Origin of the sequence: Micromonospora wenchangensis (assembly GCF_002210435.1) — a bacterium.
GTDB classification, from domain to species: Bacteria; Actinomycetota; Actinomycetes; order Mycobacteriales; family Micromonosporaceae; genus Micromonospora; species Micromonospora wenchangensis.
Genome location: NZ_MZMV01000018.1, coordinates 81432 through 95317, shown reverse-complemented (window position 1 = coordinate 95317; position 13886 = coordinate 81432). Strand labels below are relative to the sequence as shown.

Genomic DNA, 13886 nt, shown 5'->3' with positions numbered 1-13886 from the left:
CGCCGCGTTCGGCGCGGCGGCCTCCGCTTCCGAGGAAAGGTTCGGTGGGATGTCGGAGAGGCACCCGGTCCTGACGATGACCGCGATCAGCAAGATCTTCCCCGGGGTCCGCGCCCTCGACGGCGTCGACCTCCGGCTCTTCCCCGGTGAGGTGCACGCCCTGATGGGCGAGAACGGCGCCGGGAAGTCAACCCTCATCAAAGTGCTGACCGGCGTCTACGGCACCGACTCCGGCACCATCACCCTCGACGGCGCCGAGGTCTCCTTCTCCGGCCCGATGCAGGCCACCGCCGCCGGGGTGAGCACCGTCTACCAGGAGGTCAACCTCCTGCCCAACCTGTCGGTCGCGGAGAACATCTACATCGGCCGGGAGCCGCGCCGCCTCGGCGCGGTCAACTGGCGCGAGATGCGCCGCCGGGCCAAGGACCTGCTCGCCCGCATCGACCTGCACATCGACGTCACCGAACTGCTCGGCAACTACTCGCTGGCCGTGCAGCAGATGGTCGCCATCGCCCGCGCCGTCGACATCCGGGCCCGGGTGCTGATCCTCGACGAGCCGACCTCCAGCCTGGACGCCGACGAGGTGGCCCAGCTGATGCGGATCATGCGGCAGTTGCGCGACGACGGCATCGCGATCATCTTCGTCACCCACTTCCTCGACCAGGTCTACGCCATCGCCGACCGGATCACCGTGCTGCGCAACGGCCGGCTCGTCGGCGAGTACCTGACCAGCGAACTGCCGCAGATCGCGCTGGTGGAGAAGATGATCGGCAAGGAGCTGGACGCCCTGGAACGCCTCGACGAGGCGACCAGCGGCGAGGACCGGGCGGCCCTGGAGTCGGGCACCCCGCTGGTGGCGGCCGACGGGCTCGGCAAGTCCGGTTCCGTCGCCCCGTTCAGCCTCACCATCCACCAGGGCGAGGTGGTCGGCCTGGCCGGTCTGCTCGGCTCGGGGCGTACCGAGGTGGCCCGGTTGTTCTTCGGCGCGGACCGCGCCGACACCGGCCGGCTCGCCGTGGACGGCACCCCGGTGACGATCCGCAACCCGGTGGCCGCCATCGACCGGGACATCGCGTTCTGCTCCGAGAACCGCCGCACCGAGGGACTGGTCGGCGAGCTGTCGGTGCGGGAGAACATCATCCTGGCCATGCAGGCGGCCCGGGGTTGGCTACGGCCGCTGCCGCGCCGCCGGCAGGACGAACTGGTCAGGCACTGGATCACGGCGTTGAGCATCCGGCCGGCCGATCCGGAGATGCCGGTGCGCAACCTGTCCGGTGGCAACCAGCAGAAGGTGCTGCTGGCCCGCTGGCTGATCACCGAACCCCGGCTGCTGATCCTCGACGAGCCGACCCGGGGCATCGACATCGGCGCCAAGACCGAGATCCAACGCCTGGTCGCGCAGCTCTCCGACGGCGGGATGGCGGTGCTGTTCATCTCCGCCGAACTGGAGGAGGTGCTCCGGCTCAGCCACAAGGTCGCCGTCATGCGGGACCGGCAGCTGGTCACCGAACTCACCAACGACGACACCCTCGATGCCGCCCGCGTCATGCAGGTCATCGCCAGCGGCAGTTCCCAGGAAGGGTCGGTGCCGGCATGAGCACCGTACGGGCCCGCGCTGCGGGCGTCACCGGCCACCGGCTGTTCTGGCCGCTCGTGGTGCTGGTGCTGCTGCTGATGGCGAACGCGATCTACCGGCCGAGTTTCCTGTCGGTGGAGCTGAAGAACGGCCACCTCTACGGCAGCCTGATCGACATCGTCCGGCTCAGCGCGCCGCTGATCCTGGTCGCCCTGGGCATGTCCCTGGTGATCGCCACCGGCGGCATCGACCTGTCGGTGGGGGCGGTGGCGGCGGTCGCCGGCGCGGTCGCCTGCCTCTACATCAGCGAGCAACCCGACCAGAACAGCCTGGGCGTGGTGCTCACCGCGGTGGCGCTCGGCTTCGGGGTGGCCCTGCTGCTCGGGGCCTGGAACGGCATCCTGGTCGCCGGCATCGGCATCCAACCGATCATCGCCACGCTGATCCTGATGGTGGCCGGCCGGGGGCTGGCCCAGCTGATCGCCGAGGGGCAGATCATCACCATCAACAGCGGGCCGTACAAGGTGATCGGGGTGGGGCACCTGCTGACCCTGCCGTTCGCCATCGTCATCGCCCTCGCGGTGACCGTGCTGGTGGCGGTGCTGACCCGGCGTACCGCGCTCGGCATGATCATCGAGTCGGTCGGCGGGAACGCCGAGGCCAGCCGGCTGGCCGGCATCCGCTCCCGCCGGATCACCTTCCTGGTGTACGTGGTGAGCGCCGCCTGCGCCGCCATCGCCGGGTTCATGATGACGGCGAACGTCTCCAGCGCCGACGGCAACGCGGTCGGCCTCTGGGTCGAGCTGGACGCCATCCTGGCCGTGGTCATCGGCGGCACCGCGCTGGCCGGCGGCCGGTTCTACCTCGGCGGCACCGTGGTCGGCGCGCTGCTCATCCAGACCCTGACCACCTCGGTCTACGCCATGAACATCGACCCGCAGACGTCCCTGCTGTTCAAGGCGGTCGTGGTGATCGTGGTCTGTCTCATCCAGGCCCCGGCCTTCCGGGCGCGGTTCCGCCGTCGGCGCAGCGTCCCGGTCACGCCGGTGGAGCCGGTCGGCACAGAGAAGGAGCAGGTTCCGGCATGACCACGACCCCGTTGGCCGCCCGTCCGGGCCGTGCCTGGTGGCGGGTGCCACCCCGGCACGTACCGGTGCTCGCCACGGCAGCCCTGCTGCTGGTGATGTACTCCATCGGCGTCTCCCAGTACCGCGCGTTCTCCAACATCCAGGTCGTCTTCAACGTCTTCATCGACAACGGCTTCCTGCTGGTCGTCGCGGTCGGGATGACCTTCGTGATCCTCACCGGCGGCATCGACCTGTCGGTCGGGTCGGTGGTGGCGATGACCGCGATGGTGTCGGCCTCGTTGCTGGGCAACGGGCTGCACCCCGCCGTGGTGCTGGTGATCGCGTTGCTGATCGGCCCGGTCCTCGGGTTCGCGATGGGCTGTGTGATCCACTTCTTCGACATCCAACCCTTCATCGTCACCCTCGCCGGGATGTTCTTCGCCCGGGGCGTGTGCACCTGGATCAGCACCACCTCGATCCCGATCACCGACGGCTTCTGGACCAGCACCGCCCAGCACCGCATCCACCTCGGCGAGAACTTCGTCTCGGTCGGCGCGCTGATCGCGGTGGCGGTGGTGGCCGTGGCGGCGGCCGTGCTCGCGTACACCCGGCTGGGCCGCAACGTGTACGCCATCGGCGGCAACCAGCAGTCCGCGCTGCTGATGGGCCTGCCGGTGGGCCGTACGAAGATCGCGGTCTACACGATCAGCGGGCTCTGCTCGGCGATCGGCGGCATCCTGCTCTCCTTCTACACCCTGTCCGGCGCCCCGCTGATCGCGGTGGGCATGGAGCTGGACGTGATCGCGGCGGTCGTCATCGGCGGCACCCTGCTCACCGGCGGGTCCGGCTACATCTTCGGCACCCTGCTCGGGGTGCTGGTGCTCAGCATCATCCAGACGTTGATCACCTTCGACGGCACCCTCAACTCGTGGTGGACCAAGATCGTCATTGGTGGCCTGCTGTTCGTGTTCATCCTGCTCCAACGCCTCGTCGGCATCCGTACCAAGTAACCCTCGCCAGCCCCACCGGAAGGCAACGCCCATGACCAACCCATCCCCGGTCGCCGAGGTCTGGTTCCTCACCGGCAGCCAGGGCCTGTACGGCCCGGAGACCCTGCGCCAGGTGGCCGAGCAGTCCCGGCGGATCGCCGAACGACTCGACGCCGACCCGGCCGTCCCGGCCCGGGTGGTCTGGAAGCCGGTGCTGACCTCCAGCGCCGAGATCCTCGCCGTCTGCCGCGACGCCGCCGTACAGGGCGCGGTCGGGGTGATCGCCTGGATGCACACGTTCTCCCCGGCCAAGATGTGGATCTCCGGGCTGGACGCGCTGCGCACCCCGCTGCTGCACCTGCACACCCAGGCCAACGTGGAACTGCCCTGGTCCGAGATCGACATGGACTTCATGAACCTCAACCAGGCCGCCCACGGCGACCGGGAGTTCGGGTACGTCCAGACCCGGCTCGGTGTCGCCCGCAAGACCGTCGCCGGGCACGTCAGCGACCCCCGGGTCGCCGCCCGGATCGGCGCGTGGACCCGGGCCGCGATCGGGCACGCCGAGATGCGGTCGCTGCGGCTGGCCCGCTTCGGCGACAACATGCGCGACGTGGCCGTCACCGAGGGCGACAAGGTCGAGGCCGAGCTGCGCTTCGGCGTATCGGTGAACACCTACGGGGTCAACGACCTGGTCGAGGCCGTCGACGCCGTCGCCGACGCCCGCATCGACGACCTGGTCAAGGAGTACGACGACAGCTACCGGCTGGTCGACGCGCTGCGTTCCGGCGGCGACCGGCACGACTCGCTGCGCTACGCCGCCCGGATCGAGGCGGGGCTGCGCGACTTCCTCGACGCCGGTGGGTTCCGCGCCTTCACCACCAACTTCGAGGACCTGGGCGGGCTGCGGCAGCTACCCGGCCTCGCGGTGCAGCGGCTGATGGCCGACGGGTACGGCTTCGGCGGCGAGGGCGACTGGAAGACCTCGGTGCTGGTGCGCACGCTCAAGTCGATGTCCGTCGGCACCACCGGCGGCACCTCGTTCATGGAGGACTACACCTACGACCTCACCCCCGGCCGGGAACTGGTGCTCGGGGCGCACATGCTGGAGGTCTGCCCGACCATCGCGGCGGCCACCCCGAACGTCGAGATCCACCCGCTGGGCATCGGCGGCCGGGAGGACCCGGTCCGGTTGGTCTTCGACGCCCAGCCCGGCCCGGCCGTGGTGCTCGGCCTGGCCGACATGGGGGAGCGGTTCCGGCTGGTCGCCAACGAGATCGACGTGGTCGCGCCGCCGTACCCGTTGCCGAAGCTGCCGGTGGCGCGGGCGGTGTGGCGGCCCCGGCCGGACCTGGCCGCGTCGGCGGAGGCCTGGCTCACCGCCGGCGCCCCGCACCACACGGTGCTGTCCCAGGCCGTCGGCGTCGAGGAGCTGCACGACCTCGCCGAGATGGTCAGCACCGAGCTGGTCGTCATCGACGCCGACACGACCCCCCGCCGGTTCGCCGACGAGCTGCGCTGGAACCAGGCCTACTACCGCCTGGCCCGGGGTTTCTGAGCCGCCATGGGCCAGCAGCGGCCCGAACGCGCCGCGGTGATGAGCGACGTCGCGCAACTCGCCGGGGTGTCGCACCAGACCGTGTCCCGGGTGCTCAACAACCACCCGAGCGTTCGGCCGGAGACCCGGGAACGGGTGCTGCGTGCCGTGCACCAGCTCAACTACCGGCCCAACGCCCTGGCCCGGGGGTTGGCCGGCCGCCGTTCCCGGGTCATCGGCGTGGTCAGCTTCGACACCATCCTGTTCGGGCCGGCGGCCACGCTGCTGGGCATCGAACGGGCGGCCCGCGCCGCCGGGTACGGCATCAGCATCGTCACCCTGGAACGGCTGGACCGTAGCGGGATGCGCTCGGCCATCGACGCGCTGACCGAGCAGTCGGTGGCCGGCGTCGTCGTCATCACCCCGATGATGACGGCGTCGGTCGCCGTGCACGGCCTGCCCACCGGGGTGCCCGCGGTGGTGGTCGAGGCCAGCGGGGAGCGCGGCGAGCTGCCCAGCATCTCGGTCGACCAGGTGGCCGGGGCCCGGCTGGCCGTCCGGCACCTGCTCGACCTCGGCCACGAGACGGTCTGGCACATCGCCGGCCCCCGGGACTGGTTGGAGGCCCGGGACCGGGTCGACGGGTGGCGGCAGACCCTGGAGCAGGCGGGCCGCCGCGTCCCGCCGGTCATCGTCGGCGACTGGAGCCCCCGGGCCGGCTACGAGCTGGGGCAGTCCCTGGTGGAGCGCCCCGACGTGACGGCGGTGTTCTGCGCCAACGACCACCAGGCGCTCGGCCTGCTGCGCGCCCTGCACCAGCGGGGCGCGCGGATTCCCGAGGACGTCAGCGTCGTCGGCTTCGACGACATCCCCGAGGCCGAGTACCTCTCCCCGCCGTTGACCACCGTGCGGCAGGACTTCGACGAGGTCGGCCGCCGGTGCGTGGCGGCCCTGCTGGAACTCTTCGACGGCACCGGCGCGGGCACCCCCCGTCCCCAGGTCGAGCCGGAGCTCGTCGTCCGCGCGAGCAGCGGCAACCGCCGCCCCTGACCCGCCCGCCCGGCACGCCGTGCCGGTGCGCCGCAGGTGCGGCGGCGTCGCGCGGCGGCCTCCCCTGCGCGACGTCGGTGTGTCCCCGGATGACGAACCGTGTCGCGGGTCGTCCCGGTGGCGTCAACGGGCGGCGACCCGGGTCCGCCCGCCGGTGACGGCGGGGTGACGTGCGCTGCGACAGGGTCGGACGGCGACGGCCGGTGCGGGTGCCGGCGGTCGGGACCCTCGTCTCGGGCAGGCCGTCAAGGGAGACCCCATGATCAGGACAATGCTCCGGGTCCGCGCGCGCCCCGGTGCCGAACAGCGCGTCCGGTCGGCGTGGCGGACGGCCGCGGCGCAGATCGGCGCACTGCCCGGCAACCTGCGCCGGGAGCTGTTCCTCGACGCCAACGACCCGCACACGTTCGTGCTCGTCACCGAGTGGGCCGACGACGACGCCCTGCACGACTACGAGAACGGCCCGGTGGCGGCCCACCTCGCCGACGCGCTGCGCGACGGGTGCGAACCGGCCACCGCCGACGACCACCTGGTGATGCGCGACGAGCCGGACGGGGACCCGACGATCCTGGTGGACGTCGAGGTCACCGTCCCGGCCGACCGGCTCGCCGAGTTCCACCGGGGCCACGCCGAGGTGACCGCCCGGATGTCCGGCGTCCCCGGCTACCTGCGCGAGGACCTGCTGCGCGAGCCCGACTCGGACGTCCACCACATCTTCGCCGAGTGGCGTACCGGGGCGGAGTTCCACCGCTGGGTCGCCAACCCGGCCCACGCGCGGGAGGAGGCCGGGCCGATCGCGCCGTTCCTGCTCGACTTCCGCCGTCGACTGTTCCACCCCACGACCCGTCCCGGCGTCGACCGGGCAGCCAGCACCGGTAGGGAGACCGACGTGCACACGACAACTGACGTACTCATCGTCGGGGCGGGGCCGACCGGGCTGACCGCCGCCGTCGAGCTGGCCCGGCGCGGCATCGACTGCCGGGTGGTGGAGAAGTCGGTGGCCCCGCCCGGCCAGGCCGACAAGGCGATCGGGGTGCACTGCCGCACCATGGAGATCTGGGCCGAGCAGGGCATCGTGCGGGAGGCGATGGACGCCGGCAACTGGCTCACCGGCAACGTGGTGTTCGTCAACGGCACCCAGACCCACCGGATGAGCTGGGAGCTGCCCGGCCTGCCGTACGCGCACCTGGGTCTGCCCCAGTACGAGACCGAACGCCTCCTCACCGACCGGCTGGCCACCCTCGGCGTCCGGCCGCAGCGCGGCGCGGAGCTGACCGGGTTCACCCAGGGCTCGGACGGCGTGCTGGCCACCCTCACCCTCGCCGACGGCAGCATCCGCACCGTCCGGGCGCAGTACCTGATCGGTGCCGACGGTGCGCACAGCCGGGTCCGTGACCTGCTCGGGTTGACGTTCTCCGGTGGGCTGGGCCGGTTCCCGCAACTGTTCATGCTCGCCGACGTCGACGTGAACTGGGACATGCCCGACGGGCACCTGCTGCGGTTCCTGCACGAGACCGACGGCCGGATGGACGGCATGCTGGTCTGCGTACCGCTGCGCGGGCAGGGCCGGTACCGGATCGCGACCCTCGCGCCGCCCCGGTTCTTCGCCCAGACCGGCGGCCGGGACGCCCCGCCCGGGTTCAGCGAGGAACTGGCCGAACCGACCCTCGACGACGTGCAGGCCGCGCTGGACCGGTTGGCCCCGCCGGGCACCAAGGCGGCGAACCTGCGCTGGTCGTCGGTGTTCCGGATCAGCCACGGCATCGTCGACCGGTACGGCCACGGCCGGGTCTTCGTCGCCGGGGACGCCGCCCACCTGCACCCGCCGGCCGGCGGACAGGGGATGAACACCGGCATCCAGGACGCCTGGAACCTGGCCTGGAAGGTGGCGCTGGCGGTACGCGGGATCGCCGCCCCCGGCCTGCTCGACAGCTACGAGGCCGAACGCCGCCCGGAGGGCGAGGAGATCGTCGGCCGCGCGGTACGGATGGCGTTCACCGACGAACTGGACCGCGCCGACCTGGAACGGCAGTTCCTCCAGGAGATGTCCCTGCTGCTGAGCTACGCCGACAGTCCACTGGTCGGCGAGTGCGTCACCGACCCGGACGGGCTGCGGTCGGGCCCGCGCCCCGGCGACCGCGCCCCCGACCTGGGCGGGTTGCGGCGGCAGGGGGTGGGGCATCCGCTGCGGCTGCGTGACCTGACCGCCGGCACCCGGCACACCCTGCTGCTCTACGCCGACGCCTCGGCCGAACCGGCGGCGCTGGCCGCCGTGCCGGGGCTCTGCGCCGACGTCCGCGCCCTCACCCGGGGTGAGGTCGACGCGTACCTGCTGCTCAGCCCGGACGCCGGGGCACCGGGGCCGGCCGCGCCGCCGGTGGTGGTCGACGCCGGGGGCGAGTTCCGCACCCGGTACGGGGTGACCGGCACCGCCCTGTACCTGGTCCGCCCGGACGGGCACGTCGGCTTCCGCAGCCAGCCGATCGACGCCGACGCGCTGCGCAAGAACCTGCACCTGGTCTTCGGCGGTGCGCGGTGACGCCCGTGCGCACGGTGCTCGCCATGCGCACCCGGGAGGGCTGCGCGGAGCGGTTCGAGGCGGAGTGGCTCTCGGCGGCGGAGCAGATCCGGCAGCTCGACGGGTGCCTGCGCCAGGACCTCGTCCGGGACGCCGACGACCCGCGCAGCTACCTGATCATCAGCGACTGGGCGGACCGGGAACGGTTGGACGCCTTCGGCCGCAGCGAGCACCGCGACCGGCTGCTGCGGGTGGTACGTGACCTGCGGGAATCCGCCGAACGACACACCTACCAGGTGCTGCACAGCATGCCCAGCGCGCCCGAGGAGACGAGATGACCGAGCCGCTTCCCGCCGCACAGCTCTACACCGAGCAGTTCGCCGTCGACCCCTACCCGTCCTTCGCCCGGTTACGCGCGGACGCGCCGGTCTGCCCGGTCAGCTCACCCCGGTTCGACTCGTACCTGCTGACCCGGTTCGACGACGCGCGCACGGCGCTGACCGACCCCCGGCTGTCCAAGGACCTCTACGGCCCCGGGCAGCACTACCTGCAGATATTCGGTCCGAACTCCGAGGCGTTGAACCGGAACATGCTCAACTCGGACCCGCCGGAGCACACCCGGCTGCGCCGGCTGGTGTCGCAGGCGTTCGCGCCCCGCCGGATCGAGGCGCTGCGTCCCCGGGTACGGCAGATCGTCGACGACCTGATCGACGGGTTCGTCGCCCAGGGCCGGGCCGAGCTGATGCACGACTTCGCGATCCCGCTGCCGATGGTGGTGATCTGCGAACTGCTCGGGGTGCCCCGGGCCGACCAGGAGCGGGTCCTGGACTGGACCCAGGTGATCCGTACCTCCGGGTCGTCGCGGCGGCCGCCGGCGCAGGAACGGGCGGCGGTCGGCGAGGCGCAGGTACGGCTGCACCACTACCTGGCGGAACTGGTGGCCGCCAAGCGGGCCGCCCCGGACGACGGCATGATCAGCGCGTTGATCGACGCCTGTGACCAGGACGGCAGCCTGTCCGAGGCGGAACTGGTCACCACCACCTTCCTGCTGCTGTTCGCCGGGCACCAGACCACCGCCGACTTCCTGGGCAACGCGACGGTGGCCCTGCTGACCCATCCCGACCAGCTCGACCTGCTGCGGGACACCCCGGAGCTGCTGCCCTCGGCGATCGAGGAGCTGCTGCGCTTCGACGGCCCGCTGCCGGTGGCCAGCCCCCGGGTCGCCACCGAGGACGTCGAGTACGGCGGGGTGCGCATCCCGGCCGGGTCGATCGTCGGCGTGGTGCTCAACGCGGCCAACCACGATCCGGCGCACTTCGTCGACCCGGACCGGCTGGACCTGCGCCGGGTCCGGGGGCCGCACCTGGGCTTCGGCCACGGCGTGCACTACTGCCTCGGGGTGTCGCTGGCCCGGATGGAGGCCCAGATCGGCCTGGCGGCGCTGCTGCGCCGGCTGCCCGGGTTGCGCCTGGCCGTGCCGCCCGCCGAGCTGCGCCGGTTGCCGGCGGCGTCCCCGTTCCGGGGCCTGCTGGAGCTGCCGGTCCGGTTCGCCCCCTCCGCCCCGCCGGTGTCGCCACCGCCGGCCAGTCGTCCCCGCCCCACCGAGCCGACCCGTACCGCCTGATCCCCGAGGAGCTCCGATGACCTTCCGCAACGTGATCGTCTGCCGCATGGTGCCGGGCAGCGAGCAGACCGTCGCCGACGTGTTCGGGTACTACGACCGGACCACCCGCCCGCAGGACCTGGGCGTGGTCGGGCGGACCCTGCTGTCCTTCCACGGCCTCTACATCCCCCTGATCGAGCGGAACGCGGACCCGCGGGTGACCGGGCAGACCCGGGGCCTGCCGGCCTTCCAGCAGATCGCCGAGCAGATCGCCCCGTACGTGACGCCCTACCCGAGGGACTGGAGGAACCCGTCGGACTCGGTGGCGAAGGAGTTCTACTCCTGGACGCCGGCCGAGCCGCCGTCCGACGCGGGCGAGCCGAGCCGGACGGTCATCGTGGCCCGGATCAAGCCGGGTGCGGAACCCACCGTGGCGCAGATCTTCGCCGAGTCCGACGCCGGCCCGCTGCCCGCCACGATGGGGGTGACCGGGCGGTGGCTGTACTCGATCGACGACGTCTACCTGCACGTGCTGGAGCGCGTCGGGGAGGCGTTCGACGGGGCCGTGCGGCAGGGCCACGACCAGCCGGCGTTCGCCAAGATCATGGACGATCTCAGCCCGTACATCAGCCCGTTCGACCCGGACACCTGGGGCAGCCCGCTGGACGCGGTGGCGACGGAGTTCTACCGGTGGCGGGCCGGGGACTGAGCCGGTCGACCGGCGGGGGCCCGGTGGCGCGGGCCCCCGCCGGTGTGCCCGTCAGCCGGTGGGCAGGGTCGCCCAGCCCCGGTTGAAGGTCAGGCTGTCGTCGTCCGGCCGGTAGTTGCGCTCGATGTTGCCGGCCGCGTCCACCGAGAACCAGTGGACCTTGGTGCCGGCCGGGACGGTAAGCGTCTCGCCCCCCTCCCGGATGCCCGCCGAGGCGTACAGGGTGGATGCGAACGTCGGCTTGCTGCCGTCGAGGGTGTAGAACACCGCCGCCGGTTCGCTGACGTCGAACCGGACGCTGACCGCGCCCTCGGTGGCGCTCGGCGTGACCGACATGGTGCTGGTCGGGCGCTTGCGGTCCTTGTCGTAGTCCCGGGCCACCCGCAGCAGCTCGACCAGGCCGTTGCTGAACTCCATGGTCTCCTGGTGCGCCTCCTCCCAGGTGGGCTGGAAGCTGGTGCCCACCTCGAAGTTCCAGGCGTAGATGCCGTACTTGTACCAGAGCATGTCACCGGAGTTGCCCGCCGCCGAGTACAGCACGTCGGAGATCGGGCCGGTCCTGGCCGGGGTGACCGCCATGTTGCGGTGCCGCTTGATCGCGGTGAGAATACGCGACGACGCGCCCCAGAAGAACGACTCGTCGGCCAGCGTCGGCCGGGGCGCGGAGATCCGGCCCGGGGTGGCGTACGCGCCCGGCGACCACATGAAGTAGTTGCCGGAGGAGTGCAGGTTCATCGAGAACTTCATGTTCGGCCGCTGGGCCAGCCAGTCGACGTTGCGGTTCTCCGGCTCGGACAGCTCGCTCGGCCCGGCGTAGGTGTCGCCGGTGCAGCTCGCCGACGCCCCCGAGTAGCCGTCGAAGAGGCTGTACTCGGTGTAGTTGCGGTTGTTGTCCACCCCCCACGAGTTGCGGGCCAGCGCGTCGGTGGCGCCGCCCGGGGCACAGTGGTTGGTCATGTTGCGTCGCTGCGAGGCGTAGTCGTAGAACGAGTAGTGCCCGCCGTCCGGGTTGATCGACGGCACGATCCAGATGTCCAGGGTGCGCAGCAGCTGCTTGGTGTTCTCGTCGGTGGCGTGGTTGCGCAGCAGCCGCTCGGCGGTCTCGATGGTGACCAGCGGCGGGACCCATTCCCGGGCGTGTTCCTGGGCGTAGGCGAGCACCCCGGTGCGGGAGCCGTCACGGTACTTGCCGATCCGGATGGCGTACACCGGGTGCGGGTCGCGGGAGACCCCGGCCGGCGCCTTCAGGTTGTCCGACAGCGGCGTCGACGCGACCGGCGCGACCACCCCGGCCCCGGCGTCCCCCCGATAGGTGTACGCCGTGACCAGCGCACCCGCCTCGGCGGTCAGCGCCGCGGCGACCTGGGCGGCGGTGCTGGTCACCGCCCCGGTGGCGTCGGTGGCCAGGCTGACCCGGATGGCCTTGCCGGTCACCGTGACCGCCAGCGGCCGGTCGGCCGCGCCCGGGTCGGCCAGCTCGACGGTGATGTCGTTGCCGCCCTCGTGCCCCCAGGCGAGCGAGTCGACCGCGACCCGGGTGGCGGCGGTCCCGCCGAGCACCACCTGCGCCTTACGCCGGTACCCGTTGGTCTGGTACGGCAGCTTCACCACCTCGGCGAGCTGCGGGTAGGCGTCGGCCAGCCGCTTGATCCGGTCGTACAGCTCGGTCGGGGTGAGGTAGCTGGTGACGAAGTCCTTCTGGTAGCCGGGGCCCTCCGGGCTGTCGGCCGGGATCGGCAGCCACTCCTTGACCTCGGCGACCGCGACGTCACCGGTGGGGCTGGTGATCTGGATGCGCTGCGGCCGGGCGGTGACGGCGGCGGCGCCCCGGTGGTAGAGGTAGACCCCGGCGTCGACGAACCGGGTGATGTTCTGGGTGCCGCCGGAGCCGATCTCGGTGCCGGGGCCGCTGTCCCGGGCCACGGTCAACGTGCTGGTGGAGGTCTGCCCCTGGGCCCACTTCGCCTCGACCGAGAGCACCTGGTTGGTGCCGGAGGTGTAGTAGTCCGCCCGGATGATCTTCACGTCGGAGGTGGCGGCGCTGCGCTCCAGGGTCGCCGTGTACGACCGGTTCTCGGCCCGGTGGGCGGCGATCGTCGCCTCGCGCTCGCTGATCCGCTGCGCGGAGTCGTCGGCGTCGTGCAGCACCGCGCCGACCCGGTAGCCCATCCGTTTCAGCGCGGCGACCTCGGTGGGGGTGACCACGGCGTGCACCACGATGCCCGCCTCGGTGGGCGTGACGTGGTGGTCGAGGTCGACGCCGGTGGCGACCAGGGCGTCGAGCTGGGCCGTGCCGTCGACCGTCACCTCCACCACGTCGGCCTGCTCGTCGGCGGAGCGTTCGAGCACGGCCGGGGCGTCGGCCTCCCGGTCGGCCGGGGCGGCGGTGCCGGCGGTCGCCGGCCCGGCGAGCAGCAGCAACGCCACGCCGGCGGCCGTCGCGGCGGGTAACCGCCGCCAACGGCGGGGGAGTGCGGAACGAGACATCTCGGGCCACCTTTCCTGGGGGTGCGAGACGGGCCGACGGCGCGCGGCAGCGCCCGCCGTCGGGCGGGGTGCGAAACGGGGGAGCTCGGACGCCGACGGTCGGACGACGGTGGGCGGCCGGACCGCGACGTCGACCGCCGACGACGGGGGACACGGGGTGTCTCCCGGCGTACGGAGGCGACGGACCGGCGCCGATCCGGTCTGCGGGACGGGCGTGAGGGCGTACCTGGTTACGGTCGGTCGTGGGGGCAATGCCGATCGGTGCGCCCATCCTGGCCGTACCCGCTCGGATCTGTCAATGATCTGTCCGGACGGACACGGGCTGTCACAGCGCGGGTGGCGCGGGTGTC

Annotated in this window: 10 protein-coding genes; 9 read left to right on the top strand and 1 reads right to left on the bottom strand. The window is 72.2% G+C overall.

Features of this window, described 5'->3' with window-relative positions:
- Positions 1-49 precede the first annotated feature (49 nt).
- The 9 genes from B5D80_RS13390 to B5D80_RS13350 all read left to right on the top strand — a co-directional run bounded on the left by B5D80_RS13390 (position 50) and on the right by B5D80_RS13350 (position 11049).
- Positions 50-1597, top strand: a complete 1548-nt coding sequence (locus B5D80_RS13390) for a sugar ABC transporter ATP-binding protein (RefSeq protein WP_088644180.1) — start codon at positions 50-52, stop codon at positions 1595-1597.
- On the top strand, positions 1594-2664 hold the full coding sequence (locus tag B5D80_RS13385; protein WP_088644179.1) for an ABC transporter permease: 1071 nt from the start codon (positions 1594-1596) through the stop codon (positions 2662-2664). Before B5D80_RS13390 ends, B5D80_RS13385 begins: the two co-directional genes overlap by 4 nt.
- Positions 2661-3653, top strand: a complete 993-nt coding sequence (gene yjfF, locus B5D80_RS13380; RefSeq protein WP_088644178.1) for a galactofuranose ABC transporter, permease protein YjfF — start codon at positions 2661-2663, stop codon at positions 3651-3653. Before B5D80_RS13385 ends, yjfF begins: the two co-directional genes overlap by 4 nt.
- 31 nt (positions 3654-3684) lie before the next feature.
- Positions 3685-5190, top strand: coding sequence for an L-arabinose isomerase (gene araA, locus B5D80_RS13375; protein ID WP_088644177.1), 1506 nt, complete (start codon positions 3685-3687; stop codon positions 5188-5190).
- Positions 5191-5196: 6 nt separating this feature from the next.
- Positions 5197-6219 carry a LacI family DNA-binding transcriptional regulator gene (locus B5D80_RS13370; protein WP_232376994.1) on the top strand — a complete coding sequence of 341 codons (1023 nt, stop codon included), beginning with the start codon at positions 5197-5199 and terminating at the stop codon, positions 6217-6219.
- Between the two features lie 259 nt (positions 6220-6478).
- Positions 6479-8758, top strand: a complete 2280-nt coding sequence (locus B5D80_RS13365) for an FAD-dependent oxidoreductase (RefSeq protein WP_088644176.1) — start codon at positions 6479-6481, stop codon at positions 8756-8758.
- Positions 8755-9075 (top strand): putative quinol monooxygenase, encoded by a 321-nt coding sequence (locus B5D80_RS13360; protein ID WP_088644175.1) that lies wholly within the window; start codon positions 8755-8757, stop codon positions 9073-9075. The genes B5D80_RS13365 and B5D80_RS13360 overlap by 4 nt, the downstream gene beginning before the upstream one ends.
- Complete coding sequence (locus B5D80_RS13355) at positions 9072-10361, top strand: cytochrome P450 family protein (protein WP_088644174.1); 1290 nt, start codon at positions 9072-9074, stop codon at positions 10359-10361. Before B5D80_RS13360 ends, B5D80_RS13355 begins: the two co-directional genes overlap by 4 nt.
- A 16-nt stretch (positions 10362-10377) precedes the next feature.
- Positions 10378-11049 carry a TcmI family type II polyketide cyclase gene (locus tag B5D80_RS13350; RefSeq protein ID WP_088644173.1) on the top strand — a complete coding sequence of 224 codons (672 nt, stop codon included), beginning with the start codon at positions 10378-10380 and terminating at the stop codon, positions 11047-11049.
- A 51-nt stretch (positions 11050-11100) separates the two neighbouring features.
- Here the strand turns inward: B5D80_RS13350 and B5D80_RS13345 are convergent, their stop codons facing one another.
- Positions 11101-13536: a M14 family metallopeptidase gene (locus tag B5D80_RS13345; RefSeq protein ID WP_088644172.1), complete on the bottom strand. Its 2436-nt coding sequence runs from the start codon at positions 13534-13536 to the stop codon at positions 11101-11103.
- Positions 13537-13886: the final 350 nt, after the last annotated feature.